Source organism: Kitasatospora sp. NPDC058048, from assembly GCF_042885555.1.
Classification (GTDB): domain Bacteria; phylum Actinomycetota; class Actinomycetes; order Streptomycetales; family Streptomycetaceae; genus Kitasatospora; species Kitasatospora lactacystinica.
In genome coordinates this window covers 132,987-159,365 of sequence record NZ_JBHVRT010000004.1, presented here as the reverse complement: position 1 = coordinate 159,365, position 26,379 = coordinate 132,987, and the positions used below count along the sequence as shown (strand labels likewise).

The window sequence follows — 26,379 nt, the reverse complement described above, 5'->3', positions numbered from 1 at the left end:
GTGAGGTCCGAGTGCGGCGGTCTGGGCTGCGAACACGGTCAGCCACCCCCGAGGAGGTGCTTGACGGCGGGATCGGAGAGGCCGAGCAGCAGCGCGGGCCAGAGGCCGGCGAGCAGCGTCAGCGCGGCCAGCGGCGTCCAGCTGACGGCCTCGTACGGGCGCACGTCGGCGACCTCGGCCACCGGTGCGGGCTGCTCGGGGTCTCCCATGCAGACGCGCTTGACCACGATCAGGAGGTACGCGGCGGTGAGGAGGGTGCCGAGGCCGGCCAGGACCATGTAGGTGACGAACGCGGGGCGCGACAGGCCGTCGGCCGGGTCGAACGCGCCGAACATGGCGAGCAGCTCGCCCCAGAAGCCGGCCAGGCCGGGCAGGCCGAGGCTGGCGACGGCGGCGAAGGCGAGCAGCACGCCCAGTCGCGGGGCCCGGCCGTACAGGGCGGCGCCGGTGGCCCCGGCGAGGGTGTCGAGGTCGGCCGTGCCGTAGCGGTCCTTGAGCGCGCCGACGACGAAGAACAGCAGGCCGGTGATCAGGCCGTGGGCGATGTTGGCGAACAGCGCGCCGTTGACGCCCACCGGGGTGAGGGAGGCGATGCCGAGCAGCACGAAGCCCATGTGGCCGACGGAGGAGTACGCGATCAGGCGCTTGAGGTCGCCCTTGGCGCCGGGGCGGGAGAGCGCCAGGCAGGCCAGGGAGCCGTAGACGATGCCGACGGCCGCGAAGGCACCCAGGTAGGGGGCCAGCGTGCTGGCGCCGTCCGGCACGACCGGGAGGAGGACGCGGACCAGACCGTAGGTGCCCATCTTCAGCAGCACGCCGGCGAGCAGCACCGAGCCCACCGTCGGGGCGGCGGTGTGGGCGTCCGGGAGCCAGCTGTGCAGCGGCCAGGCCGGGGCCTTGACCGCGAGCCCGACCAGGATCGCCAGCGCGGCGACCACCTGGGTGGTGTGGCTCAGGCCGCTGCCGTGCGCGGCGGCCAGGGCCTGCATGTCGAAGGTGCCGGCCTTGCTGCCGATCAGCAGGAAGCCGAGCAGCATCACGGCCGAGCCGAGCAGGGTGTAGAGGATGAACCGGTTGGCGGCCGGCACCTTCGCGCCGCTCCCCCAGCGGGCGATCAGGAAGTACATCGGGATCAGCACGATCTCGAAGGCCAGGAAGAAGAGCAGGAGGTCCAGCACCGCGAAGGTGGCGAGCATGCCGACTTCGAGCAGGAGGAACAGCCCGACGAAGGCCTGCGCCGACGGACGTGGCTCATCGGGGGCTCCGCCCCGGGTGTCCCCGCCCGGCAGCCGCTTCTCCGAGTAGAGCGCGCAGAGAAAGGTGAGCAGTGCGGTCAGCACGATCAGCGGCAGCGAGACGCCGTCCACCCCGAGGTGGAGGCGCACGTGCAGGGCCGGGATCCAGGACACGTCGGTGGTGGCCTGCATCCGGGCGGGCTCGTCCTGGTCGAAGCCGGCCGCGAGGGCGACGGCGAGCAGGAACACCGCGCCGGTGACGACGGTGTTCAGCCGCAGTGCCCGCCGGCCGGCCACGGCCCGGTCCGGCCCGAACACCGGCGCCAGGGTGAGTGCGGCGCCGAGCAGCGGCAGCACCAGGAGGGCGATGAGGACTGCGTTCATCGGGGGCTCCCAGCAGCGGTCGAGGGGACGGAGGTGGAGAACAGCAGCACCGGCTACACCGCCACCAGGACGGCCAGCAGGACGACGGCGGCCAGCAGGGCGCTGAGGTAGGTCTGCGCGTTCCCGGTCTGCGCGAGCCGGACGGCCCGGCCGAGCAGGTTGGCGCCGATGCCGCTGCCCTGCACGTAGCCCTCGACGACCTCGCGGTCGAGGAATCGGACCAGCTTGGCGGCGGCGACCACCGGGCGGACGAACAGCGACCGGTACAGCCGGTCGACGCCGAAGCCGTGCCGGGCCGGGCCGAACAGCGGGCCGAGCAGGGTGCGCCCGGGGTCGGCGACGATCACCTCGGTGGCCGGGGCCCCGCCCTGCCCGGGCACCCGGCCGGCCGGTGCCGGGCGGCCGGTGCCCAGCCGGGCGGCCGCCGAGCGCCAGGCGCCGTACGCGGCGAGCGCGCCGACCACGGCGAGCCCGGTGCCGGTGACGGCGGTGACGGCGGAGGGCCGCAGCGAGCCGCCGTCCAGGAGCGCGGGCAGCCAGTCCGAGCGCAGGCCGGCGATGCCGAAGCCCATGGTCGGCACGGCCAGCACCCACAGCGGCCAGCGCATCGCGGGCGGCTCGGCCGTGGCCGGGTCGGCCTCGTCGAGCTCGGGCGAGTACGGCGCACCGGCCTCGTGGTCGGCCACGACGGTGCCCCGGTCGGCGGCGGGCAGCACCTGCGGTGCGGCCGCGGCGGCCCCGGCCGGGCTGTGGAACGCGACCAGGAACAGCCGGGCCGCGTACGCGGCGGTGAGCAGCGCGGTGAGTCCGGCGGAGATCAGCACGATCCACCCGGCCGCCTGCGGCACCGCCGAGGCCGGGCCGAGGCCGTTGGTCAGCGCCTCGCCGTTGGCGGCGTGCTCGGCGGCGGTGAGCACCGCCTCCTTGCTGAAGAAGCCGGAGAACGGCGGCAGCCCGATCAGGGCGACGAGCGCGATGCCCATCGTCCAGTAGGCGTCGGGGACGCGATTGCGCAGCCCGGGGATGCGGGACATCGCGGAGATCGAGTTGGTGTGCGCGGCGTGGATCACCACACCGGCGGCCAGGAACAGCAGTGCCTTGAACGCGCCGTGGCTGACCAGGTGGAAGACCGAGGCCTCGCGGTCACCGGAGGCCAGCGCGCCGGCCATGTAGCCGAGCTGGCCGACGGTGGAATAGGCGAGCACCCGTTTGAGGTCGTCCTGGGCGAGCGCGCAGAGCGCCGAGCCGATCATCGTCACGGCGGCCATCACCGCGAGCACGACCAGCGCCGCGCCCGACAGCAGGAAGACCGGCAGCAGCCGGGCGACCAGGTAGATGCCGGCCGCGACCATGGTGGCGGCGTGGATCAGCGCGGAGACCGGGGTCGGGCCGGCCATCGCGTCCGGGAGCCAGGTGTGCAGCGGGAACTGCGCGCTCTTGCCCGCCACGCCGGCGAGCAGCAGCAGGGCGGTCAGCGTCGGGTGCCCGAGCCGGCCCTCCGACGCGGCCGCCAGCACGTCCGGGATGCGGAAGCTGCCGGCGTCCGCGCCGAGCAGGAAGATCCCGAACAGGAACGGCACGTCACCGAGCTTGGTGACCAGGAAGGCCTTCAGCGAGGCCGAGCGGGCGTCCGCCGTCTCCCAGTGGTGGCCGATCAGGAAGTACGAGCACAGGCCCATGACCTCCCAGCCGACCAGCAGCACGATCAGGTCGCCCGAGTAGACCACCAGGAACATCGCCGCGGTGAACAGCGAGACCAGCGCCGCGTAGGACGGGTAGCGCGGGTCCTCCTTGAGGTACGCGGTCGAGTAGACCTGGACGCAGGTGGCGACCAGTCCGACCAGCACCGAGATCAGCGAGCTGTAGCCGTCCAGGTGGAGGGCGAGGGCGATGTCCGGGCCGCCGGTCGGGGTGAGCCGGGTGGCGGCGTCCAGGGTCTGGCCGGTGCCCAGCTGGAGGGCGACCACCAGGGCGAGCACCGCCGAGACGGCGACCGGGACGACGGCCAGCGGCCGGGCCAGCCCGGGCGCCTTCCGGCCGACGGCCAGCGTCGCGGCGGCGCCGAGCGCGGGCAGCGCCGGGACGAGTACGGGAAGGGCGAGGTTCATGCGGCGGCCCGGCCCTTCAGTGCCTCGGCGTCGGCCGGCGCCCCGGTGCCGACCGGCGTCTCGGCGTCGACCGGCGTCTCGGCGTCGACCGGCGTCTCCTCGACGGCGAGCGCCTCGGCCGGGTCGCCGAGCGCGGTGGCCCGGTCGATGTCCGCGGTGCCCCGGGCCCGGAACAGCAGCAGGACGATGGCGAGCCCCAGTCCGATCTCGGCGGCGGCGACGGTGATGGTGAACAGGGTGAGCGCCTGCCCGGCGTGCAGCGAGTCGCGCAGCCAGGCGTCGAAGGCGACCAGGTTGAGGTTGACGGCGTTGAGCATCAGCTCGACGGACATCAGCACCAGGACGGCGTTGCGCCGGGCGAGCACGCCGTACACGCCGACGCTGAACAGCAGCGCGGCGAGGACGGCGGGGTAGGCGAGGTGCATCAGCCCTCCTGCTCAGAGGTCGACTGCTCGGAGGTCGCCTGCTCGGAGGTCGCCGGAGCCGGCTTCGGCGCGGTCGCGGCGACCGTCCCGTTGGACCCGACCGGCCGCCCGGCGCGCAGCCGGCCCGCCCGGGGCGCCGGCACCCGCCGCTTGGAGCCGCGCGACAGCACGATCGCGCCGACCAGCGCCGCCAGCAGCAGCACGGACAGCGCCTCGAAGGGCAGCACCCAGTGCCGGAACAGGCTGGCCCCGGTGACGGCGGCCGAGCCGCCGCCCTGGCCGAGGTCGATCCAGGAGGTCCGGAAGGCGTCGACGACCAGCGTGACCAGGGTCCCGGCCGCGGCCAGCGCCACGACCAGGGCCACCCAGCGGTTCTTGGAGTCGGCGTCCGGCGAGCGCCCGATCGGCGCCTTGGTGAGCATCAGCCCGAACAGCACCAGGACGACCACCGAGCCGAGGTAGATCAGCACCTGCACCCAGGCGATGAACTCGGCCGTGAGCAGCAGGAACTCCACCGCCAGCCCGCCGAGCGCGACCACCAGCCAGAGCGCGGCGTGCACCAGCTGCCTGGTGGTCACCGAGACCACGGCCGAGCCGAGCACGGCGATGCCGACCAGCAGGAAGACGATCTCCTGGCCGGTCGGGGACAGGAACGAACGGGCGGCCGGCTCCAGGGAGCCGGTCGCCGCGAGAAGCGTGGTGGCACCGGTCACGCGTCGTCACCCTTCTCGTCGGTGGCCGATTGCGCGGCCGCCGCGGCGGCCGCGGCCAGCTTGTCCGCCGCCTTGCGCGCGGTGGCGATCTCCTTGGGCTCCTCGGCCGCCGGGTCCAGCGCCGGCGGCGCGGGGACGGTCCACATCCACTCGCGGAGCTTGTCCCGCTCGTGGGTCAGCTCGTGGATGTCGGTCTCCGCGTACTCGAACTCCGGCGACCAGAACAGCGCGTCGAAGGGACAGACCTCGATGCAGATCCCGCAGTACATGCAGAGCGAGAAGTCGATGGCGAAGCGGTCCAGCACGTTGCGGGTGCGGGCCCGGGCGTTCGGCTCGGCGGCCGGCAGCGTCTCCTTGTGGGAGTCGATGTAGATGCACCAGTCCGGGCACTCGCGCGCGCAGAGCATGCACACCGTGCAGTTCTCCTCCAGCAGCGCGATGACGCCGCGCGAGCGCGGCGGCAGCACCGGCTGCACGTCGGGGTACTGCGCGGTGACGCTCTTCCTCGTCATCGTCCGCAGCGTCACGGCCAGGCCCTTGGCGAGGCCGATACCGGGAAAGCTCATGAGATCGCCACCTTGATGATGCCGGTGAGGGCCAGCTGGACCAGCGCGAGCGGGATCAGCACCGTCCACGCGAAGCGCATCAGCTGGTCCTCGCGCAGACGCGGGTAGGTGACCCGCAGCCAGATGACCACGAAGGCCAGCGCGAAGGTCTTGAGGATCATCCAGAGCCAGCCGAGCTGGTCCGGCAGCGGTCCGTGCCAGCCGCCCAGGAAGAGCACCGCGGTCAGCGCGGACACCACCAGGATGCCCACGTACTCGGACAGCAGGAACAGGGCGAACCGCAGACCGGTGTACTCGGTGTACGCGCCGAAGATGATCTCCGAGTCGGCGATCGGCATGTCGAACGGCGGGCGCTGGAGCTCGGCCAGACCGGCCGTGAAGAAGACGAACGCGCCGATGAGCTGCCAGGGCAGCCAGTACCACTCCCAGGCGTCCACGATCCCGGGCAGCGACAGCGTGCCGGCGGCCATCGCCACCGAAGCCGCCGCCAGCACCATCGGCAGCTCGTACGACATCAGCTGCGCGGCCGTGCGCAGGCCTCCGAGCAGCGAGAACTTGTTCGCCGAGGCCCAGCCGGCCATCAGCTTGCCGATCACGCCGACGCCCATCACGGCCAGCACGAAGAACAGGCCGGCGTCGATCGCCTGGCCGACAAAGCCGTTCGGGCCGACCGGGATCGCCAGCAGCACGAAGAGGTACGGCAGCAGCGAGACGGCGGGCGCCAGCTGGAAGATCCGGCGGTCCGCCCCGGCCGGGACGATGTCCTCCTTCTGCGCGAACTTCACGCCGTCCGCGACGAGCTGCGCCCAGCCGTGGAAGCCACCCGCGTACATCGGGCCGAGCCGGCCCTGCATGTGCGCCATGACCTTGTGCTCGGTCTGGCCGATGACCAGCGGGAAGACCAGGAAGACGACGAGGGTGGCGACGCAGCGCAGCACCGTGTCGAGCAGGTTCACGCGCCGTCTCCGTCCTGGTCGGCCGCTCCGGCCGAGGTCTCGTCCTTCTGCTCGCCCGGTTCGCCGGGTTCACCCGGCTTCTCGCCCGGCTTCTCGCCCGAGGACTTCTCGTCGTGGGCGGGCACCGGGTTGTGCCAGGGCGCGTCGGAGGACCGGGGCGCGTCGGAGGACCGGGGCCGTACGGGAGCCGCGGGCTCGGCCGCCGGTTCGCCGGCCGCCTGGCTCGCCGACCCCTCGGACACCGACCGGGTCCGCCGCGGCTTGTCCGTCCGCACCGGCGGGGCGCCCTCGGCGGCGGGAACGGCGGGAACGGCGGCAGCGGCAGGAGCATCGGGAACCGCAGGAGCATCGGGAGTGGCGGCGGCATCGGCGCCCGCCTGGCTCGCCGACCCCTCGGACACCGACCGGGTCCGTCGCGGCCGGTCCGCCCGCACCGGCGGGGCGCCCTCTGCGGCGGTAGCAGCACCGGCACCGGCAGCGGCGGCAGCACCGGCACCGGCACCGGCAGCGGCGGCACCGCCGGCCGCGCCCGCCCGGGGCGTCCGCGCCGCCGCGCCCGCCGCCCGCGCACCGCGCGCGGGCCGCTCGGCGACCGGCGGCAGGGTGCCCTTGAGCGGCCCCCACTCGTTCGGGTCCGGCACGCCGGCCGGCTGCATCTTGCGCCGGGCCGGCCCGCCGCCGTGATCGGACTCGCCCGGCTCCTTGGCGCCCGGCCAGTCCTTGGCGACCCGCGCCGCGAGCACGAACTCCTTGCGCAGCGGGTTCCCCTCGAAGCCGTCCGGCAGCAGCAGGGTGGCGAGGTAGGGGTGCCCGGGGAAGTCGATGCCGAACATCTCGTGGGTCTCGCGCTCGTGCCAGGCGGCGCCGGCGTAGACGGCGACGGCGGTCGGCAGCGCCGCCTTGTCGCGCGGCACCCGGGTGCGCAGCGCGAGGTGCCGCACGCCCGGCGCCTCGACGGCGGCCAGGTGCGCGACCACGGAGAAGCCCTCGGCGAGCTCGTCGACGGCGCTCAGCCAGTCGAAGAAGCCCAGCCCCAGGACGTCCCGGGCGTTGGTGAGCGCCTCGATCCAGTTCTCGGCCGGGACGTCGACGGTGATCAGCCCGTACGCCTCGGCGCCGGTCGCCCACTCCCCGACCGACGCCGCGCACTGCTCGGCGGAAGTCACGAGACCCCTCCCTCGGTCGAAGAGCCGGCCTGCGCCCCGGTCGGGGATCCGGCCTCGGGAACGTCCCCGGAACCCGTCCCGGTGCCGTGCGAGGGCCCGGTCACCAGCGGACGGCGCAGCGCCGACGCGGGCGCCGCGTAGCGGTCCGGCAGGGACTCGGCGGCGATCTTCTCCTGGAGCTTGAGGATGCCCTGGAGCAGCGCCTCCGGCCGCGGCGGGCAGCCGGGTACGTAGACGTCCACCGGAATGATCTGGTCCACGCCCTTGGTGACCGAGTAGGAGTCCCAGTACGGGCCGCCGGAGTTGGAGCAGGCACCGAAGGAGATGACGTACTTCGGCTCGGGCATCTGCTCGTAGAGGCGCTTGACGGCGGGCGCCATCTTGTCGGTCACCGTCCCGGAGACGATCATCAGATCAGCCTGCCGGGGTCCGGGCGCGAACGGGATGACACCCATCCGGATGAAGTCGTGCTTGGCCATGGACGCGGCGATGAACTCGATCGCACAACAGGCCAGGCCGAAGTTGAAGCACCAGAGGCTGTAGCGGCGGCCCCAGTTGAGCACCACCTTGACCGGGTCCGGCGCGAGCCGGGCCAGCGGGCCGATGCCGCGGCGCTCGACGGCGCCGGGGCGCGCGGGGTCCGGCAGGCCGAGCGGAACGGGACCGCCCTCGGCGCCGCCGTGCGAGTGGGAGTGCGTCACGTCCATTCCAGAACGCCCTTCTTCCAGGCGTAGAGCAGCCCGACCGCGAGGAAGCCGATGAACAGGAACATCTCGATCAGGGTTCCGGAGCCGTACCCGGCGGTGGCGAAGACGGTCGCCCAGGGGAACAGGTAGATCGCGTCCACCGCGAAGATCACGTACAGGAAGGCGTACACGTAGTAGCGGATCTGGGTGTGCGCCCAGTCCTCGCCCACCGGGTCCACTCCGCACTCGTAGGTGAGGAGCTTCTCGGGCGAGTACACCACGGGTCGCAGCAGCCGGTTGGCGGTGAACGCCACGGCGACGAAGAGCACCCCGACGACGGCCAGCAGACCCATCGCGGCGTACGCGTCGAAGTAGCCGCTGCCGACCGCCGGGTCGGCCGCGACGGCAGCCGCGTGCTTCCCCTCCATGCCTTCGCCTCCACCTCGGCCGAGAACCCGCCCTAAGGACAGTTCTACGACGTTTACTCTCACGGGCCTAACGATGGCCAAAGCGTGAGTCTAAGGGGACCTCTCCGCTCCGCCCGAAACCTGCTCGGTCCGCAAGACGGCCGGTGGACACCGTGGCGGACCGCCGGCGACCGGGCCCGGGGGTGGGGTTAACCCCCGGCCGGGAAGATGTATCACCCCCATGGCATCCCCCGCCCGCCGTTCGGGAAGCTTGGTCCAGCCGCACGACGAAGAGGGACGGTAGATCCGATGAAGCCGCTGCACCGCGCCGTGGACGCCATCAAGGAGCAGGACGCTCGGATGGAGCGCCCGCCGCTGTACGGCAGGAGGATGTGGCACCAGGTCGGACGACTGCTGCTCAACCTGCCGCTCGGCATCTTCGGCTTCGTACTGGCCGTGGCCACGCTCTCGGTCGGCCTGGGGCTGTCGATCACCGTGATCGGCCTGCCGCTGCTGGCCGGCGGCCTGGCGCTCTCGCGCTCCCTGGGCGCGCTGGGCCGGCGGCGGGCACGGTCGGCCTACGACTCCGGGATCGACGAGCCGCAGCCGGTGGAGCCGCGCCGCCCGGGGCTGGTCGGCTACACCATCGCCCAGCTCACCGACCTGCTGAACTGGCGCTCGGCGCTCTACAACGTACTGATGCTGCCCTGGGGCGTGCTCAGCTTCGCGCTGACCCTGATCTCGGTGATCGCGCTCTGGCCGGTGCTGCCCTGGGTGGTCCGCGGGCTGGCCGCGGTGGACCGCATCCTGATCGAGTCGCTGCTCTTCCCGGGCGCCCTGGCCGAGCGGGTGCGCGAGCTGGAGGACGACCGCGGCACCGTGGTCGACACCGCCGCCGCCGACCTGCGCCGGATCGAGCGCGACCTGCACGACGGGGCCCAGGCCCGGCTGGTCGCGCTGGCGATGGACCTCGGCATGGCCAAGGAGCGGCTGCGCGAGGTGGAGTCCGAGGACGACATGGCGGCCGCCACCAGGATGGTCGACAACGCCCACGGCGAGGTGAAGCTGGCCCTCCAGGAGCTGCGCGACCTGGCCCGCGGCATCCACCCGGCGGTGCTCACCGACCGCGGCCTGGACGCCGCGCTGTCCTCGGTCGCCGCCCGCTGCACCGTCCCCGGCGGGGTCCGGGTGAACGTCGACCTGACCGGCCCGGACGGGCAGCCCGAGCGCCCCGACTCGGCGGTCGAGGGCATCGCCTACTTCACCGTCAGCGAGTTGCTGACCAACGTCTCCAAGCACGCCGGCGCCCGCTCCGCCTCGGTCGAGGTCTGGCGCTCGGAGCACCAGCTGATGGTGCTGGTCCAGGACGACGGCAAGGGCGGCGCGGCCCCCTACCCGGGCAGCGGACTGGCCGGGCTGGCCGAGCGGATCCGCGCGGTGGACGGGGTCTTCCTGGTGGAGAGCCCCGAGGGCGGCCCGACCACCGTCACCGTCGAGCTGCCCTGGCGCACCCGCGCCGCCCGCCGCTGAGCGGCCCCTCCCCCGGACACGGCAGGGCGCCGGGACCTCGTCGAGGCGGAGACGAGGTCCCGGCGCCGGTCCGGTACGGCACCCGGCCCGCTGAGCCCTTGCGCGGCGTGCGGCCCGGCGTCCCCGTACCGGGGCTCAGGGCGAGGTCTGGGCGGCTGCCAGCTCGCCGAGGGTGACGTCGGCGGTCTTGGTGGCTCCGTTGCGGGTGTAGGTGACGGTGACCTTGGTGCCCGGGCTGAGCGAGGCGAGCGCGGTGGTGAGCGCGTTCAGCGAGTCCACCTGGGTGTCGCCGATCTTGGTGATGACGTCCCCGGCCTGGAGCCCCGCCGAGGCCGCCGCCCCGCCCGGGGTGACCGTCACGATGACCGCGCCGGAGGGCTGGAACTGCTGGTCGAAGCTGGTCCGGGCGGTGATGCCGAGCGCGGCCCGGCCGGAGTTGGTGACCTTGCCCTGTTTGATCAGCTGGTCGGCGATGTTGGTGATGGTGCTCGCCGGGATGGCGAAGCCGATGCCGGGGGCGGCCGCGCCGTTGGTCTGCGGCTCGGTCGCGGCGAGGGTGTTGATGCCGATCACCTTGCTGTCCAGGTCGGCCAGCGCACCGCCGCTGTTGCCCGGGTTGATCGCCGCCGAGGTCTGCACCATGTTGCTGATCGTGGCGCCCGGCGACCCCGGGCCCTGGGGCTCGGAGACGGTCCGCCCGATGGCCGAGACGATGCCCTGGGTGACGCTGCTGGAGAGGCCCAGCGGACTGCCCATGGCGAGGGTGATCTGGCCGATCTGGACCTTGCCCGAATCGCCGAAGCTGGCCGGCTTGAGACCGCTCGGCGGGTTGTTCAGCCGGATCACCGCGAGGTCGGAGTCGGGGTAGCTGGCGACCAGGCCGGCGTCCAGCGCCGTGGTGCTGTTGGCGAGGGTCACCGTGAAGGTGGTCGCGGTGCCGACCACGTGGGCGTTGGTGACGATGTCGCCCTTGTCGTCGTAGACGATCCCGGACCCGAGGCTGTCGCCGGTGGTGATCTGCACCACGGAGGGCAGCACGTTGGCGATCACCGCCTGGTAGGCGTCCTGCAACTGGATCCCGCCGTTCGTCTGGCCGGACGACGAGGCGGCCTGCGGGGAGCCTGCGGCCGGGGACGGACCGGTGGCGGCGACGGTGGACGAGGAGGACGTGCCGCTGCTGCACCCGGCCAGTGCCAGCGCGGCCGCCAGCGCCACCGCGACGGCCCCCGGCAGCCGCCCGCCCGGCGGCTTCGGCCCGATCGGCCGCGGCCCGGCGGGCAGCGGGTTGGCGTGTTCCTTGTGACGGCGCACCTGGCTGCCTCCGATTCGTCACCGCGCCGAACGGGCGCAGGTGTGGACGCACGGAAATCCTGCTCAGCTTTTCACCGTTTTGTCCGCTTTGCGGCCCCGGCTCGCCCGAACGTGGCGATCGAATCCGAACGCCTAGGATCGGCACATGACTTGGTTGATCACCGGCGGTGCCGGATACATCGGCGGACACGTCGTCCGACAGCTGCTCGACGCCGGGGAGCGCGTCGCCGTCCTGGACGACCTCAGCACCGGCGACGCCTCCCGGCTGCCGGCCGGCGTCCCCCTGATCGAGGGCTCCACCCTGGACCGCGCCGCCCTGGACGCCGCGATCCGCGAACACGGCGTCGAGGGCATCCTGCACTTCGCCGCCAAGAAGCAGGTCGGCGAGTCCGTCGAGCAGCCCTTCCTGTACTACCGCGAGAACATGATCGGCCTCCAGACCGTCCTGGAGGCCGCCGCCGAGGGCGGGGTGAAGCGCTTCCTCTTCTCCTCCTCCGCCGCGGTCTACGGCATGCCGGACGTCGACCTGGTCACCGAGTCCACGCCCTGCGCCCCGATGAGCCCGTACGGCGAGACCAAGCTGGCCGGCGAGTGGCTGGTCGCCGCGGCCGGCAAGGCCCACGGCATGTCCACCGTGGCCCTGCGCTACTTCAACGTGGCCGGCGCCGCCTCCCCCGAGCTCTCCGACGCCGGGGTCTTCAACCTGATCCCGATGGTCTTCGAGCGGCTCACCGCCGGCGAGGCCCCGCGGATCTTCGGCGACGACTACCGGACCCCGGACGGCACCTGCGTCCGCGACTTCATCCACGTCTCCGACATCGCCTCGGCGCACGTGGCGGCCGCCAAGCGGATGGCCGCCGACCCGGCCGGCGCGACCTCCCTGGTGCTGAACATCGGCCGCGGCGAGGGCGTCAGCGTCAAGGAGATGCTGGAGGTGATCGGCAAGGTCACCGGCTACGACACCGCCGCCGAGGTGACCCCGCGCCGCGCCGGCGACCCGGCCCGCGTGGTGGCCTCCGCCGACCTGATCCACCGCGAGCTGGGCTGGACCGCCCGTCACGACGTGACGGAAATGGTCTCCTCCGCGTGGGACGGCTGGTGCAGCCGCCACCCCGGGGCCCGCAAGGCCTGAGGCCCGACCCGGCGCCGCCGCTCCGGCGGCGCCGACCCGGCGGTGTCCGCCCCGCGGTTCAGCGGGCGGGCACCGCCGTGCCGTAGAAGGCGTCCAGCGCGTACACGCAGCGGTCCTTGGAGCCGACGAAGACCCGGCCGCCGACCGCCACCGGCGAGCCGGTGAGCTCGCCCTTGGTGCCGAGCTCCCAGCGCAGCTGACCGCTCGCCAGGTCCAGGGTGTGCAGCGAGTGGTCCCGGCTGCCCAGGTGCACCAGGCCGTCGGCCACCGCCGGGGAACCGACGATCTCCCCGCGGGCGGTGTAGCGCCAGCGCTCCCGGCCGCCGGCCGCCTCGAAGGCGTACAGCACCTCGCCGTTGCCGACCAGCACCATGCCGTCCGCGACCACCACCGGGTCGGCGCCCTGGCGGCGGCCGGTGACCCCGCGCCAGCGGTCCAGGCCGGTGGCCGCGTCCAGCGCGTAGACCGTGCCCAGGTAGTCGGCCACGTAGACCGCGTCGGCGTCCAGGGCGGGCGGGGTGAACAGCACCACCGGGGCCTCGAAGCGCCAGCGCTCGACCCCGCTGGCCGCGTCCAGCGCGTACACCCGGGTGCCGGCCGACACGTACAGCACGCCGCCGCGCTCCACCGGGTGCGAGGGCACGTCCTCGCCGACCGGGAAGGACCAGCGCAGGCCCGCGCCGCGCGGGTCGACGCAGCGCAGCCGCCCGCCGCCGTAGTAGTAGGCGGCGCCGCCCACCAGGACCGGGCCGGACTGCGGGTTCTCGTAGTCCTGCTGGGCGTCGTCCGCGCGCCACAGCTCGGCGCCGTTGGCGGCCGAGCGGAGCTGGACGCCGCCGCCCCTGATTCCGCAGCAGAGCACGCCGTCGGCGGCGGAGAGCGAGTAGACCCAGCCGTCCAGCGAGGTGCGCCAGCGCTCGGTGCCGTCCGCGGCGTCCACGGTGTACAGGTGCGGGCCGTCCGCCGCGTGCACCCGGCCGGCGTCCACCGCGAGCGCCCAGGCGACGTCCCGGGTCTTGTAGCGGCGCTCGCCGGAGGCGATGTCCAGCGCGTGCACCTCGAAGCTGGAGACGAAGAGCGTGCCGTCCGCGACCACCGGGGTGCCCCAGACGTCGTTGGACATCCGGAACCGCCAGGGGCGCCAGCGGGCGACCGGCGCGGGCGGCGGGGTGGGGGCCCGGCGGACCCAGTCGGTCGTGGCCGGGGCGGTGCTCGGGCCGGGCTGCTCGTACTCGGCCCGCGGCCCCGGGCCTATCCGCACCGAGGCACCGGACAGCTGCACCTCGACGGAGCCGCCGGTCGGCGCCCGGTGCCGGTTCGGGGAGGCGATCTTCGCGGTCGGGATCTCGGCGTCCGAGTGCGGGCCCGGCTGCGGCAGGCTGTGCACCGGCCCGGCCGGCGACTGGGCGTGCCGCCCGCCCGGGTTGGTGCGCGGGTCGGCCGGTCCGAGGTGCTGCGGCGGGACGTGGGCGGGCGGGACGTGCGCGGGCGGGCCCTGGGGATGCGGGGGCGGCTGGGCCGGGCCGGCCGGCGGGCGCGACGGCGGGGCGGCCGCACGGCGGCCCCGCTTGCGCTCGATCAGCTCCAGCGCGTTGGCCGGCAGCCACTCCCCGGCCTCGCCGGAGGCGTCGTCCCGCGAGAAGAGGTGCGGGGCCAGCTCGGTCTGGATCTGCGCCGGGGTGGGCCTGCGCTCGGGGGCCTGCTGCATGCAGGCGCGGACCAGGTCCATCAGCTCCGGCGGCATGCCGGTCAGGTCCGGCTCCTCGCGCAGCAGCTGGAACACCGTCTCGACGGGGTTGGAGCCCCGGTAGGGCGGGTGCCCGGTGGCACAGAAGACCATCAGCGAGCCGAGCGAGAAGACGTCGCTGGCGCCCCGGACGGTACGGCTGTCCCGGGCCTGCTCGGGGGACATGTAGGCGGGGGTGCCGACCGCGACGTTGGTCATGGTGAGCCGGGTGCTGGACACCCCGGCCGCGATGCCGAAGTCGATCACCTTCGGGCCGTCCTCGACCACCAGGACGTTGGAGGGCTTGAGGTCGCGGTGGATCAGCCCTGCCGCGTGGATGGACTGGAGGGCCTCCGCGATTCCGGCGACCAGCCAGCGGGTGGCCTCCACCGGCAGCGGGCCGCAGTCCTCGACCAGGTCCTCCAGCGAGGGGGCCGGAATGTACGCGGTGGCCAGCCAGGGCACCCGGGCGTCCGCGTCCGCGTCCACCACGGCCGCCGTGTAGAAGCCGCCGACCGTCTTGGCCGCCGCGATCTCCCGGGCGAAGCGGACCCGGAACAGCTCGTCCTCGGCCAGCTCACCCCGCACGGTCTTGATGGCCACCCGCCGCCCCGACGCGGAACGCGCCAGGTAGACCAGCCCCATCCCACCCGCGCCGAGCCGCCCCAGCACCTCGAAGGGCCCGATCCGCCTCGGATCGTGCGCCGTCAGCTGGTCCACTCCGCTGCCACCTCCCCGTTGTCCGCACCCGCCGCGTGGTGCCGGACCCGATTCTCCAATGCCGTCCTACGCATATCCAACCTCCCCCATCCCCCGGAACCCGTCGTCCGGGCCCGGACGACGCCCCGGACAGCCCTCTGACCAGCGAGGACGGAACGGCCGGATCCTGACGCCCGCTCCGGGGGCGGCTTGCGCCCGGAGCCCCGGACCATCCACTTCCGGACGGGACGGCACCCTTCGGCCGTCGTCACGCTCTGTCACCCAATCACCCCTCAGCGGACTCGCCGTCACGCTGTGAGGTCAAAAGCACACGGGGGGGCTTCAACAGGGGCTTCGAAGCCCGGTGAATATCCGTCCGAAGTGGTTCATGCCGCTATACCAACCCCCGTGCGGAGTAATAGTCGCATCACCGAATCGCGCCAAGATCGTGCCACGGTAAGCTGACGGCATGACAGGACAAGTTCGCACCGTCGACGGTCGCGTCGCCGGGCGACGCGGACAGGAGACGCGGCAGAAGCTGCTCGATTGCCTCCGCGAGATGCTCAGCACGTCGCCCTATCGGGACGTCAAGGTCATCGACGTCGCCCGTATGGCGGGTACCTCCCCCGCGACCTTCTACCAGTACTTCCCGGATGTCGAGGGCGCTGTCCTCGAAATCGCCGAGGAAATGGCCAAGGACGCCGACCAGCTCAAAGAGCTGGTGGCCGGAAAGTCCTGGGCAGGGAAGTCCGGACCGACCACTTCGGAAGAACTGGTCGACGGATTCCTCGCCTTCTGGCGCAAGAACGACGCCATTCTCCGAGTGGTCACGCTCGGTGCCGCCGAAGGGGACAAGCGGTTCTTCAAGATCCGCATGACGGTCCTCAACGCGGTCGCCAAGCCACTCGCGGAGGCCGTCAAGGAACTCCAGGCGAAGGGTCAGGCCGACAAGTCGCTCGATCCGAACGCCGTGGCCGGGGCCCTGGTCTCGCTGCTCGCCTCGGCGGCCGAGCACCAGAAGGCCTTCACCTCCTGGGGCGTCAAGGTCAAGGACCTCAAGCCCAACCTCGCTCCCCTGGTGTACCTGGGCGTCACCGGCAAGAAGGCGCCCAAGTAGGACCGTTCTCCGACCCATCATCCGCTCCGCGCGCAGCCCCGGCCTCCTGTCCGGGGAACGACGGACGGCGGCCGTGTCCTCGGGGGAGGTCCGCCGACGTACCGCACGCGCGCCAGACATGCCGGTGGGCGGGCACCCGGGACAGGGTGCCCGCCCACCGGCATGTCCGGGGTTCGGACGGGGTGCGGCCCCGGGACGGCGTCGTGGTGCCGTTCCGGGGCCCTTGCGGAGCCGTTCAGGGGGCCGTGCGGCGCCGTGCGGCGGCCGTGCGGCGCCGTGGGGTCAGGGGCAGCGCACGACCTGGCCGGCGTAGGCCAGGCCCCCGCCGAAGCCGAAGAGCAGGACCGGGTCGCCGGGCGAGAGCTCGCCGCGCTCGACCAGCTTGGAGAAGGCCAGCGGGATGGAGGCGGCCGAGGTGTTGCCCGAGTGGACCACGTCCCGGGCCACCACCGCGTCCTCGCCGAGCCCCAGCTTGCGGGCGATCGTGTCGATGATCCGCAGGTTGGCCTGGTGCGGGACGAAGCCCTTGAGCTCGGACGGGTCGATCCCGGCCCGCTCGCAGGCCTGGCGGGCCAGCGGGGCGAGCTGGGTGGTGGCCCAGCGGAAGACCGCCTGGCCCTGCTGGCTGATGACCGGGTCCCAGCCGGTGATCACCACGGCGTCGCCCCGCTCCGGCTCGGAGCCCCAGACCACCGGCCCGATGCCGGGCTCGCCGCCCTCCTCCTGGGCCTCGATCACCGCGGCGCCGGCGCCGTCGCCGAAGATCACGCAGGTGGAGCGGTCGGTCCAGTCGAGCGTGTCGGACATCCGCTCGGCGCCGATCACCAGGGCGCGGCGGGCCGAGCCGGCCCGGATCGCGTGGTCGGCGGTGGCCAGGGCGTACGAGAAGCCGGAGCAGACCGTGTTGATGTCGTACGCGGCGGGCGAGCGCACGCCCAGCCGGGCGGCCACCGCGGCGGCGGTGTTGGGGCTGCGCTCGATCGCGGTGCAGGTGGCGACCACGACGAGGTCGATCTCCGCGGCGGTCCGGCCGCTGTTGGCGAGGGCCTTCTGCGCGGCCTCGGTGGCGAGGTCGACCAGGCTCTCCTCCTCGGCGATGTGCCGGGTGCGGATGCCCACACGGGTGCGGATCCACTCGTCGTCGGTGTCGACGAGCCCCGCCAGGTCGGCGTTGGAGAGGACCTTGGGGGGCTGGTAGTGCCCGAGTGCCACAATGCGAGAACCGCTCATACTGCCATGGAACCGGGTTACCCGCTGGTCAGCATGGTATGACCGGCGACAGGATCCGCCCCCTCGATCTGTAGGAGGTGGACAAGGGGCCTTGGGGGGCCCGGGTTCCGCGTACCCCGAGGTCAGGCGGCCAGCGCGGCGGTGTCGCCCATCACGATGACCGGGTGGGCCGCCGGGTCCAGGGTGCGGATCAGCTGGGCCATCTTGTCCTCGGGGATCGACACGCAGCCGTGGGTCGGCCCGTCGTGGTCCACGTGGAGCCAGATGCCGCCGCCCTTCTTGGAGCCCATCGGGCGGCGCGTGTCGAGCGGGGAGTTGCCGGGGACGCGGTTGTAGTTGATCGCGACCACGTAGTCGAAGGAGCCGGCCAGCTGGTCCCCGAAGAAGCCCGTGCCGGAGACCACGAAGCTCGGGTCCTTGTCGTACGGGAGCTTGCTGCCCGGGTCCGCCTTGCGGCCGCCCGCGTCGGTGAGGTTGAACACACCGATCGGGCTGCGCAGGTCGCCCTCGTTGTGGTCGGTGGTCCAGCCGTTCTTGCCGTTGTGGCCCTGCCAGGTCTCGCCGGCCAGCCAGCGGCCCTCGGAGGTGCGGGTCCAGAGGGTGACGGCGTTCTTGTCGGTGTTCTTGTCCTGGCCGGAGGCGACCACGACCTGGGTGGTCTCGGCGGGTATCTGCGCGGTGAACTTCGCGCCGAGGCCGGGTATCGCGGCGACCGAGCCGTCCGTACGGGTCTGGCTGCGGTCGGCGGCCGGGGCCGCGGCCTGCCGGTCGGAGGCGGCCTGGGCGGCCGCGGGGGCCGAGCCGGGCTGGTCGGGCTTGCTGACGCCCTCCGGGCCGGGGCCGTCTGCGGCGGCGATGCCGGGCTTGGCGCCGTCCTGGCCGACGGCGTACCAGCCGGCGGTGGCGGCGACCAGCAGCGCGGTGCCGGCCATCACGGCCTTGCCGTGACGTTTCTGCTTGGCCTTGCGCCGCCGTCCCCGCGCGGCCGTCCGGCCACCCGCCACGGGCGCGGCGGCGAGCACCACGGGCGCGGCCTCGTAGCGGGCCTCGGGCGCGGGTTCGTGGACGGGCTCGTAGTGGGCGTAGGGCACAGGCTCGTAGCGGGCCTCGGGCACGGCTTCGTGAACGGGCTCGGCCCGGTAGACGGACTCGGCCTCGTAGCCGGGCTCGGCCGGGTACTGGACGGGTTCGGCCTCGTACGGCTGGAACGGCTGCCGGTACGCCTCGTAGTACCCGTCAGGGGCCTGCTCGTACGGCTGGTACCGGCCGTAGTAGGCGTCTTGCTGAACCGGCTGCTGGTACGGCTGGAAGCTCTCGTACTGCTGCTGCGGCATCAGGTCGACCGGCTCCTGCGTCGGCTGGTGCGGCGGGTACGCGGTGGCACGATCAGAACCGGACATGCCGTCGATCCTGCCAAACGCCGTACCCGTTGGTAAACCCGGGCCCCGTGCGGAGGCCGTGAAGACAACCGCCGCCCGGGCCGACGGACGGCCGGGGCGGCAGAGGACTTCGAGGACCGGAACGCGGTCAGAGGCGCATCGCCTGCGGGGACTCACGGCGCATCGGGTCCGGGCCGTCGTACTCGCGGATGACCTCGTAGCGGGTGTTGCGCTCCACCGGGCGGAAGCCCGCGTCGCGGATCAGCCCGAGCAGGTCGTCGCGGCCGAGCTTGTTCGGGGTGCCGAAGTTGTCCGCGTCGTGGGTGATCTTGTACTCGACCACCGAACCGTCCATGTCGTCCGCGCCGTGGCTGAGCGCCAGCTGGGCGGTGGCGACGCCGTGCATCACCCAGAAGACCTTGACGTGCGGGACGTTGTCGAAGAGCAGCCGGGAGACCGCGAAGGTCTTCAGCGCCTCGGCGCCGGTGGCCATCTCGGTGCGGGCCATCAGCTTGTTGCGCACGACGCCGTCCTTGGAGTCGTGGAAGTCGTGCTGGTAGCGCAGCGGGATGAAGACCTGGAAGCCGCCGGTCTCGTCCTGGAGCTCGCGCAGCCGCAGCACGTGGTCCACCCGGTGGCGGGGCTCCTCGATGTGGCCGTACAGCATGGTGGCCGGCGTCTTGAGGCCCTTGCTGTGCGCGAGGCGGTGGATCCGCGACCAGTCCTCCCAGTGGGTGTCGTGGTCGACGATGTGCTGGCGGACCTCCCAGTCGAAGATCTCCGCGCCGCCGCCGGTCAGCGACTCCAGGCCGGCGTCGATCAGCTCGTCCATGATCTCGTCGGCGGACAGGCCGCTGATCTTCTCGAACCAGTGGATCTCGGTGGCGGTGAAGGCCTTCAGCGAGACGTTCGGCAGCGCCGCCTTCAGCTCCCGCAGCGAGCGCGGGTAGTAGCGCCACGGCAGGGTCGGGTGCAGGCCGTTCACGATGTGCAGCTCGGTGAGGGACTCGACCTCCATCGCCTTGGCGAGGCGGACGGCCTCCTCGATGCGCATCGTGTACGCGTCCTTCTCGCCCGGCTTGCGCTGGAACGAGCAGTACGCGCAGGACGCGTTGCACACGTTGGTCATGTTGAGGTGGCGGTTGACGTTGAAGTGGACGACGTCGCCGTTCTTCCGCGTCCGCACGTGGTGGGCCAGCCCGCCCAGCCAGGCCAGGTCGTCGCTCTCGTAGAGCGCGATCCCGTCCTCGCGGGTCAGCCGCTCACCCGCGTAGACCTTCGCCTCCAGCTCGCGCTTGAGCCCTGCGTCCATGCGGTGACCCGCCTCCTCCGACATTCGATTCCTTGCCGGAATGAGCGTACGCCTATGCCGAGAGCAGCTCTGCGAGCAGTGTCGGGTCGATGTTGCCGCCGCTGACCACGGCCGCCACCGCCTGGCCCCCGGTCTCGGCGGCGCGGTGGAAGTAGGCGGCCGGGGCGACCGCCCCGGAGGGCTCGGCGACCAGCCGGCCGCGGCGGGCCAGCACGGCCACGGTGGCGCGGATCTCGTCCTCGGTGACGGTGACGATGTCGTCCACGTAGGCGGTGACGTGCTCGAACGGCAGCACGCCGAGCGACGGGGTGCGCAGCCCGTCCGCGATGGTCCGGTAGGTGTCGGCGACCGGCCACTCGACCCGGCGGCCGGCCCGCAGGCTGGCCCGGGCGTCGGCGGCCAGCTCGGGTTCCACGCCGATCACCCGGATGCCGGGGCGGGTGAGCTTGAGCGCGGCCGCCGTCCCGCCGATCAGGCCGCCGCCGCTGACCGGCACCAGGACGGTGTCCAGCTCGGCCGGGGCGTCCTCGGCGATCTCCAGGCCGACCGTGCCCTGGCCCGCGATGATGAACGGGTCGTCGTACGGCGGGACCCAGACGTAGCCGTGCTTCCCGGCCAGCTCGGCGGGCAGGGTGTCCCGCTCCTCCGGCGGGACCAGGATCACCTCGGCGCCGAACGAGCGGGTGGCGTCCACCTTCACCGCGGGCGAGGTGTCCGGCATCACGATCACGGCCTTGATGCCGAGCGTCCGGGCCGCGTACGCCACCGCCTGCGCGTGGTTGCCGCTGGACTGGGCGACCACGCCCCGGGCGCGCTCGTCCTCGGTGAGCGCGGCCAGCCGGTTGTAGGCGCCGCGGGTCTTGAACGCCCCGGTCGGCTGGAGGTTCTCGGGCTTCAGCCAGAGCCGCCGTTCCCCCTCGGCCGCCCAGGGGGCGGGAACCAGGGGGGTGCGCACGGCGACCCCCGCGATCCGCTGCCGAGCCGCCCGCAGCTCCTCCAGACCGACCAGCGCCATGCGTCACTCTCCTACAGGAGGAAGTTCACTCACCCGGTTTTCCCACTTCGTGGAGAGTACGACGGTGGTGCGGGTTCGGGCCACGCCCTTCGTGCCCGAGATCCGCTTGACCACCGATTCCAGGCCGGCCACGTCGGCCACCCGGACCTTCAGCATGTACGAGTCGTCACCGGCGATGAACCAGCAGTCCTCGACCTCGTTGAGGTCCTTCAGCCGGAACGCCACGTCCTCGTGGTCCGCGGCGTCGGTGAGCTGAAGGCCGATCAGGGCCGTCACGCCGAAGCCGAGCGAGGCCGGGTTGACCGTCGCCCGGTAGCCGGTGATGACCCCGGCCTGCTCCAGGCGGTTGATCCGGTCCGTGACGCTCGGGCCGGAGAGCCCGACCAGGCGGCCCAACTCGGCGTAGGACGCGCGGCCGTTCTCCCGGAGCGCCTGGATGAGCTGTCTGTCCACCGTGTCCATATACCGTCCGCGTCCTTCCGAACCTCGCCAGACCCACAGATCATTATCCGGATTCAAAGGCGCCCTGCGCCGACCGACCCGGATATCGCAGAGAAGATACTCTCCCGCCCCCGGTCTCCTTACTCCCCCTCAGCCGGAGCGCCGTCGCCGCCGGCCGTCCTGCGGGCGGCCGCGCCCAACTCCCCTTCCCAGCGCAGGTACAGGGAATGCGGCACGTCGACGGCGTCCAGCACCCGCCCGGCCACGAAATCCACGAGCTCGCGCACGGTGGAGCCGCCGGCGTAGAAACCGGGCGAAGCGGGCAGGACGACCGCCCCCTGCGCGTCGAGCTCCACCAAGTGCTTCAACGTCACCCCGTTGAGTGGTGTCTCGCGCACGCAGACGACGAGCGGGCGGCGCTCCTTGAGGGTGACGCTGGCCACGCGCTGCAGCAGGTCCTTGCTCAGGCCGAGCGCGATCCCGGCCACCGCGCCGGTGGTCGCGGGCACCACGAGCATGCCCTTGGCCGGGTAGGAGCCGCTGGACGGGCCGGCCGCGAAGTCCCCGGCGGGCCAGTAGCGGACGTCGTCCAGGCCCCGGTCGCTCCCGAGCCAGGCGGCCAGGTCGGCGCGCCAGTGGGCGTCCCGGAAGGAGATGCCGGTCTCGTCCAGGATGGTGAGCCGGGCGGCGCGGCTGACGATCAGGTCCACCGCCTCGCCGGCGGCCAGCAGCGCGCGGATCACCGAGGCCGCGTACGGCGTCCCCGACGCACCCGAGACCCCGACCACCCACGGCTGACGCTTCGCAGTTCCCATGGGGCAATTCTGACCCGCCTCGACCTGCGCGTTCGGCCCGGGCCGGCCGGGAGGGGGTCCAGGAGCCCCGACCCCTGGAAGGATGGGCCGCATGGCAGCGACCCTCGTCGACCTCACCCATCAGGTGACCACCGCGATGCCCGTCTACCCCGGCGACCCGGCCGTCCTGCTGGAGCCCGCGCTCACCACCGCCACCGCCGGGGTGAACGTGCTGGCCCTGCACCTCGGCTCGCAGTCCGGGACGCACGTGGACGCGCCGTACCACGTGGACGTCACCTGGCCGACCCTGGACGGGCTGCCGCTGGAGCGGTTCACCGGCCCGGCCGTGGTCGCCGACCTGCGCGGGCTGGAGCCCCGGACGGCCGTCACCCCCGAGTTGCTGGCGCCCGCGCTGGAGCGGGCCGCCGAGGGAACCGTCCTGCTGCTGGCCACCGGCTGGGCCCGGCACTGGGGCACCGACGCCTACCTCGCCCACCCCAGCCTGACCCCCGCCGCCGCCGAGGCCATCGTCGCCGCCGGGGTGCGGACGGTCGGGGTGGACGCGCTCAGCGTCGACCCGACCCCCGACCCGGGCCCGGGCGATCCCACGGTGGCCGCCCTGCTCGCCGACCTCACCGACGAGCACGACCACGGCACCGCCGAGGAGCCCACGCTGGCCGCCCACCGGGTGCTGCTGGGGGCGTCCGGCGGCGGGGTGATCGCCGAGAACCTGACCGACCTGCGGCCGCTGCTGGCGGCCCAGGAGGCCGGCCTGCCGGTGGAGGTCTCGCTGTTCCCGCTGCGGCTGGTCGCGGCGGACGGCGCACCGGTGCGGGCGGTGGCCCGGCTGGGCTGAACCGGCGAGCGGAGTCCCGGGACTTGGTCTAGACCATCCCCCGTCAACGCCAGTACGCTTTCCGGCCATGGCTGAGATCATCGGAGTGATCGAGCGACTCTGGCGCTACCCCGTGAAGTCCACCGGCGGCGAGCGGCTCGACTCCGTCGAGGTGGACGGACGCGGCCTGGCCGGCGACCGCCTCTACGCCGTCCGCGACGCGGCCGGGAAGCTCGGCTCGGGCAAGAACACCCGCCGCTTCCGCCGGATGGACGGCCTGCTCCGCCTCTCCGCCCGGCTCGGCCACCGGATCGACGGCCCCGAACTGTTCGATCCGCTCGGCCGCCCGGTCGACCGGCCGAACGCCTTCCTGCGCGCCTACCTCCAGCGCGAGGACGTCGAACTCGCCCGCGAGGACGCCGTGTCGCACTTCGACCGGCTGCCGGTCAGCGTGCTCAGCACCGCCACCCTGGACTGGGTCCGCGAGGCCGTCCCCTTCGCCGTGATCGACGAGCGCCGGTTCCGCCCCAACATCGTGCTGCGCACCCCGCCCGGCACCCCGCCGTTCGTCGAGGACGCCTGGCTCGGCCGCCAGGCGTCCGGCGAGGCCCCCGGCAGTGCCCGGCTCTCCTTCGTCGCCTCCAGCGAGCGCTGCGCGATGACGGGTGCCCCGCAGCCCGGGCTTCCGCACGCGCCCGAGATCCTCAAGGCCGTCGTGCACGCCCACGGCGGGCGGCTGGACGCGCTCGCCGAGGTCGCCGCCCCGGGTCGCCTACGGGTCGGCGACCGGCTGATCCTGGGCTGACCACGGCCTTTCGCGCACAACCTACCGATCGTCAACACCTTTCTCCGGTTGACGACTTGACCTTCGCTCGCCCATCCTGTCTTACTGTCATAAGACAGGAGAACAACTAGTGATCGAGTTCGTCCTCGACAGCCGCTCGCGGGTCGCCACCTACATGCAGCTCGTGCTCCAGGTGAAGCAGGCCCTGCGGGTCGGACTGGCCCGGCCCGGCGACCAGCTGCCGAAGGTCCGCGAGGTGGCGCGCGCCCTGGCGATCAACCCCAACACCGTCCTCAAGGCCTACCGGGAACTGGAGTTGGAGGGGCTCGCCGAGGGCCGGCCCGGTGTGGGGACCTTCCTGGTCGGCACACTGGCCGGCCCCGCGCTGGCCAACCAGGCCGAGTTGCGCGAGGACCTGGTGGCCTGGCTGCGCAAGGCCGAGACCGCCGGGCTCACCCACGAGGACATCGCCGCGCTGATCGACACCACGATGCGGGCAACACTCAACAGGGGGAAGACATGACGGAAGTCGCGCTGGAAGCACGCGAATTGGGCAAGCGGTACGGCAAGGCCTGGGCACTGGAGGGCTGCTCGCTCCAGCTCCCGGCCGGACGGATCGCCGCACTGGTCGGCCCGAACGGGGCGGGCAAGTCCACCCTGCTGCACCTGGCCGTCGGACTGCTCGAACCGGACGCCGGCGAGGTCCGGGTGTTCGGCCGCGACCCCCGGCAGGGCGTCGCGGCGCTGGCCGGGATCGGATTCGTCGCCCAGGACACCCCGCTCTACCCGGACTTCACCGGGGACGAGCTGATCACCATGGGCGGCAAGCTCAACCACCACTGGGAGGCCGCCCCCGCCCGCGACCGGCTGACCCGCCTCGGCATCCCCCTCGACAAGCCGGTCGGCCGGCTGTCCGGCGGCCAACGCGCCCAGGTGGCACTGGCCCTGGCGCTCGCCAAGCAGCCCCGACTGCTGTTGCTGGACGAGCCGGTGGCCGCCCTCGACCCCCTGGCCCGGCACGCGTTCATGCAGGAACTGATGGGCGCCGTCGCCGAGAGCGGCACCACCGTGCTGCTCTCCTCGCACCTGCTCGCCGACCTGGAACGGGTCTGCGACCACCTGGTCGTCCTGAACACCGCGCAGGTCCAACTGACGGGTGCGGTGGACGACCTGCTCGCCGAGCACTGCCGGATCACCGGCCCCCGGACCGGCACGGAGTCCGTACCGGGAGTGGCCGCCGTCATCCAGGCCAGCCACACCGAGCGCCAGTCCACCCTGCTGGTGCGCACCGACGGGCCGGTGGACGAGAGCGTCTGGACCGTCCACCCGGTGACCCTGGAGGACCTCGTCCTCGCCTACCTGGGCGCGGGCGACACCCGGTTCTCCCCGGAGGTGGCGGCATGACCTGGCTGATCTGGCGCCAGCACCGCAAGCAACTGTTCTGGACGCTCGCCGCCCTGGCCGCGCTGGCCGCCGTGATGGTGCCCACCGGCCTCGCGATGCGCGGCGCCCTCGACCGCAGCGGCCTCGGCTCCTGCCTCGCCAAGCTCGGCCACGAGAGCCTGCTGACCGGGGCCGGCGGCTGCGAGGGCCTCAATCAGCGCTTCCAGAACCAGTACGGCGGACTCCTCTACGTCGCCGTCCTGTTCGTCCTGCTGCCGGTCCTGGTCGGGCTGTTCTTCGGCGCGCCGCTGGTCGCCCGCGAGGTGGAGAACGGCACCCACCGCCTGGTGTGGACCCAGGGGATCAGCCGGCGGCACTGGGTGCTCGCCAAGTTCGGCCTGGTGGGCGGCGCCGCGGTGCTGCTCGCGGTCGCGTACGCGCTGGGCGTGGCCTGGTGGTTCGGCCCCTTCGCGGCCACCGGCCAGGGCCGGCTGGGCTACCTGAGCTTCGACGTCCAGGGCGTCGCCCCGATCGCGTACACCCTGTTCGCGGTGGCGCTCGGCGTGTACACCGGCACGGCGGCCCGCAAGGTGCTGCCCGCGATGGGGATCTCGCTCGCCGCGTTCGCCGCGGTGCGCGTCCTGGTCGAGACGGCGGTCCGCCCGTACCTCCTCCCGGCGAAGACGGCCTCGTACGCGGCGGAGAGCGGACTGCTCCCCAACCGCTATGCCGGGGACTGGGTCTTCGACCAGGTGGTGCGCAACGGCGCCGGCGAGACCGTGCTGCACGACGGGCAGATCGGCTGCCCGCCGGCCACGGACCCGGGGGCCGCCGACTGCGCCAGGAACATGGCCGAACACGGCTTCGGCGCCGGGCCGTACACCAACGCGATGGAGTACCAGCCCGCCGACCGGTTCTGGACCTTCCAGGGGATCGAGTCGGGGCTGTTCCTGGCCCTGACCGCGCTGCTGGTGTTCCTCGCGGTGCGGCGGATCCGGCGGATCTCCTAGGCGGGGTGGGCCGGGTGGCCGCGGGCCGGGCGCCG

25 protein-coding genes are annotated in these 26,379 nt (G+C 73.1%); 8 read left to right on the top strand and 17 right to left on the bottom strand.

Going from position 1 to position 26,379, the window contains the following annotated elements:
- Positions 1-38 precede the first annotated feature (38 nt).
- From ACFVVA_RS06100 to ACFVVA_RS06060, 9 genes are read right to left on the bottom strand one after another with little or no spacing between them, the layout of a single operon-like run.
- Complete coding sequence (locus ACFVVA_RS06100) at positions 39-1,619, bottom strand: NuoM family protein (RefSeq protein WP_387686162.1); 1,581 nt, start codon at positions 1,617-1,619, stop codon at positions 39-41.
- A gap of 53 nt (positions 1,620-1,672) precedes the next feature.
- Positions 1,673-3,727 carry an NADH-quinone oxidoreductase subunit L gene (locus ACFVVA_RS06095; RefSeq protein WP_387686160.1) on the bottom strand — a complete coding sequence of 685 codons (2,055 nt, stop codon included), beginning with the start codon at positions 3,725-3,727 and terminating at the stop codon, positions 1,673-1,675.
- A complete protein-coding gene (gene nuoK, locus ACFVVA_RS06090; RefSeq protein ID WP_387686157.1) occupies positions 3,724-4,152 on the bottom strand; it encodes an NADH-quinone oxidoreductase subunit NuoK in 429 nt (142 codons plus the stop codon). Before nuoK ends, ACFVVA_RS06095 begins: the two co-directional genes overlap by 4 nt.
- Entirely contained in the window at positions 4,152-4,865 is a 714-nt protein-coding gene (locus tag ACFVVA_RS06085; RefSeq protein ID WP_387686155.1) for an NADH-quinone oxidoreductase subunit J, read from the bottom strand. Before ACFVVA_RS06085 ends, nuoK begins: the two co-directional genes overlap by 1 nt.
- On the bottom strand, positions 4,862-5,431 hold the full coding sequence (locus tag ACFVVA_RS06080) for an NADH-quinone oxidoreductase subunit I (RefSeq protein WP_359897583.1): 570 nt from the start codon (positions 5,429-5,431) through the stop codon (positions 4,862-4,864). Before ACFVVA_RS06080 ends, ACFVVA_RS06085 begins: the two co-directional genes overlap by 4 nt.
- Entirely contained in the window at positions 5,428-6,387 is a 960-nt protein-coding gene (gene nuoH / locus ACFVVA_RS06075) for an NADH-quinone oxidoreductase subunit NuoH (protein ID WP_387686153.1), read from the bottom strand. The genes ACFVVA_RS06080 and nuoH overlap by 4 nt, the downstream gene beginning before the upstream one ends.
- Positions 6,384-7,553 carry an NADH-quinone oxidoreductase subunit C gene (locus tag ACFVVA_RS06070; protein WP_387686151.1) on the bottom strand — a complete coding sequence of 390 codons (1,170 nt, stop codon included), beginning with the start codon at positions 7,551-7,553 and terminating at the stop codon, positions 6,384-6,386. Before ACFVVA_RS06070 ends, nuoH begins: the two co-directional genes overlap by 4 nt.
- Positions 7,550-8,260, bottom strand: coding sequence for an NADH-quinone oxidoreductase subunit B (locus ACFVVA_RS06065; RefSeq protein WP_387686149.1), 711 nt, complete (start codon positions 8,258-8,260; stop codon positions 7,550-7,552). The genes ACFVVA_RS06070 and ACFVVA_RS06065 overlap by 4 nt, the downstream gene beginning before the upstream one ends.
- On the bottom strand, positions 8,251-8,667 hold the full coding sequence (locus ACFVVA_RS06060) for an NADH-quinone oxidoreductase subunit A (protein ID WP_387686147.1): 417 nt from the start codon (positions 8,665-8,667) through the stop codon (positions 8,251-8,253). The genes ACFVVA_RS06065 and ACFVVA_RS06060 overlap by 10 nt, the downstream gene beginning before the upstream one ends.
- A 288-nt stretch (positions 8,668-8,955) precedes the next feature.
- Here ACFVVA_RS06060 and ACFVVA_RS06055 point away from each other — a divergent pair, with 288 nt between their 5' ends.
- The gene (locus ACFVVA_RS06055; RefSeq protein ID WP_387686145.1) at positions 8,956-10,176 is read left to right on the top strand and encodes a sensor histidine kinase; all 1,221 of its coding nucleotides are present in this window, start codon (positions 8,956-8,958) and stop codon (positions 10,174-10,176) included.
- Between the two features lie 135 nt (positions 10,177-10,311).
- Here the strand turns inward: ACFVVA_RS06055 and ACFVVA_RS06050 are convergent, their stop codons facing one another.
- On the bottom strand, positions 10,312-11,436 hold the full coding sequence (locus ACFVVA_RS06050) for a S1C family serine protease (RefSeq protein WP_387686371.1): 1,125 nt from the start codon (positions 11,434-11,436) through the stop codon (positions 10,312-10,314).
- 196 nt (positions 11,437-11,632) lie between these two features.
- On the opposite strand from ACFVVA_RS06050, the gene galE reads away from it, so the two are divergent.
- Positions 11,633-12,619 (top strand): UDP-glucose 4-epimerase GalE, encoded by a 987-nt coding sequence (gene galE, locus ACFVVA_RS06045; RefSeq protein ID WP_359902884.1) that lies wholly within the window; start codon positions 11,633-11,635, stop codon positions 12,617-12,619.
- Between the two features lie 58 nt (positions 12,620-12,677).
- Here the strand turns inward: galE and ACFVVA_RS06040 are convergent, their stop codons facing one another.
- Positions 12,678-15,065: a PQQ-binding-like beta-propeller repeat protein gene (locus ACFVVA_RS06040; protein WP_387686142.1), complete on the bottom strand. Its 2,388-nt coding sequence runs from the start codon at positions 15,063-15,065 to the stop codon at positions 12,678-12,680.
- A 448-nt stretch (positions 15,066-15,513) separates the two neighbouring features.
- On the opposite strand from ACFVVA_RS06040, the gene ACFVVA_RS06035 reads away from it, so the two are divergent.
- Entirely contained in the window at positions 15,514-16,161 is a 648-nt protein-coding gene (locus ACFVVA_RS06035; protein WP_224284690.1) for a TetR family transcriptional regulator, read from the top strand.
- A 282-nt stretch (positions 16,162-16,443) separates the two neighbouring features.
- Here ACFVVA_RS06035 and ACFVVA_RS06030 read toward each other — a convergent pair whose 3' ends face one another.
- The 6 genes from ACFVVA_RS06030 to ACFVVA_RS06005 form a co-directional block, all read right to left on the bottom strand.
- Positions 16,444-17,391, bottom strand: coding sequence for a beta-ketoacyl-ACP synthase III (locus tag ACFVVA_RS06030; protein WP_380542063.1), 948 nt, complete (start codon positions 17,389-17,391; stop codon positions 16,444-16,446).
- Positions 17,392-17,513: 122 nt separating this feature from the next.
- Positions 17,514-18,791 (bottom strand): L,D-transpeptidase family protein, encoded by a 1,278-nt coding sequence (locus ACFVVA_RS06025; protein WP_387686138.1) that lies wholly within the window; start codon positions 18,789-18,791, stop codon positions 17,514-17,516.
- Positions 18,792-18,918: 127 nt separating this feature from the next.
- Positions 18,919-20,082, bottom strand: coding sequence for an aminofutalosine synthase MqnE (gene mqnE, locus ACFVVA_RS06020; RefSeq protein ID WP_359902873.1), 1,164 nt, complete (start codon positions 20,080-20,082; stop codon positions 18,919-18,921).
- A 52-nt stretch (positions 20,083-20,134) separates the two neighbouring features.
- On the bottom strand, positions 20,135-21,097 hold the full coding sequence (locus tag ACFVVA_RS06015; protein ID WP_387686135.1) for a threonine/serine dehydratase: 963 nt from the start codon (positions 21,095-21,097) through the stop codon (positions 20,135-20,137).
- Between the two features lie 3 nt (positions 21,098-21,100).
- A complete protein-coding gene (locus ACFVVA_RS06010) occupies positions 21,101-21,559 on the bottom strand; it encodes an Lrp/AsnC family transcriptional regulator (RefSeq protein ID WP_030055719.1) in 459 nt (152 codons plus the stop codon).
- 119 nt (positions 21,560-21,678) lie between these two features.
- Positions 21,679-22,353 (bottom strand): UbiX family flavin prenyltransferase, encoded by a 675-nt coding sequence (locus ACFVVA_RS06005; protein ID WP_359902867.1) that lies wholly within the window; start codon positions 22,351-22,353, stop codon positions 21,679-21,681.
- Positions 22,354-22,444: 91 nt separating this feature from the next.
- On the opposite strand from ACFVVA_RS06005, the gene ACFVVA_RS06000 reads away from it, so the two are divergent.
- The 5 genes from ACFVVA_RS06000 to ACFVVA_RS05980 all read left to right on the top strand — a co-directional run bounded on the left by ACFVVA_RS06000 (position 22,445) and on the right by ACFVVA_RS05980 (position 26,344).
- Positions 22,445-23,188, top strand: coding sequence for a cyclase family protein (locus ACFVVA_RS06000; protein ID WP_359902864.1), 744 nt, complete (start codon positions 22,445-22,447; stop codon positions 23,186-23,188).
- Positions 23,189-23,255: 67 nt separating this feature from the next.
- Positions 23,256-23,972 carry an MOSC domain-containing protein gene (locus ACFVVA_RS05995; protein WP_387686132.1) on the top strand — a complete coding sequence of 239 codons (717 nt, stop codon included), beginning with the start codon at positions 23,256-23,258 and terminating at the stop codon, positions 23,970-23,972.
- Between the two features lie 109 nt (positions 23,973-24,081).
- Entirely contained in the window at positions 24,082-24,474 is a 393-nt protein-coding gene (locus ACFVVA_RS05990; protein ID WP_387686130.1) for a GntR family transcriptional regulator, read from the top strand.
- Positions 24,471-25,355, top strand: coding sequence for an ABC transporter ATP-binding protein (locus tag ACFVVA_RS05985; protein WP_387686127.1), 885 nt, complete (start codon positions 24,471-24,473; stop codon positions 25,353-25,355). Before ACFVVA_RS05990 ends, ACFVVA_RS05985 begins: the two co-directional genes overlap by 4 nt.
- Entirely contained in the window at positions 25,352-26,344 is a 993-nt protein-coding gene (locus ACFVVA_RS05980; RefSeq protein ID WP_387686125.1) for an ABC transporter permease subunit, read from the top strand. Before ACFVVA_RS05985 ends, ACFVVA_RS05980 begins: the two co-directional genes overlap by 4 nt.
- The last annotated feature ends 35 nt before the right edge of the window (positions 26,345-26,379 follow it).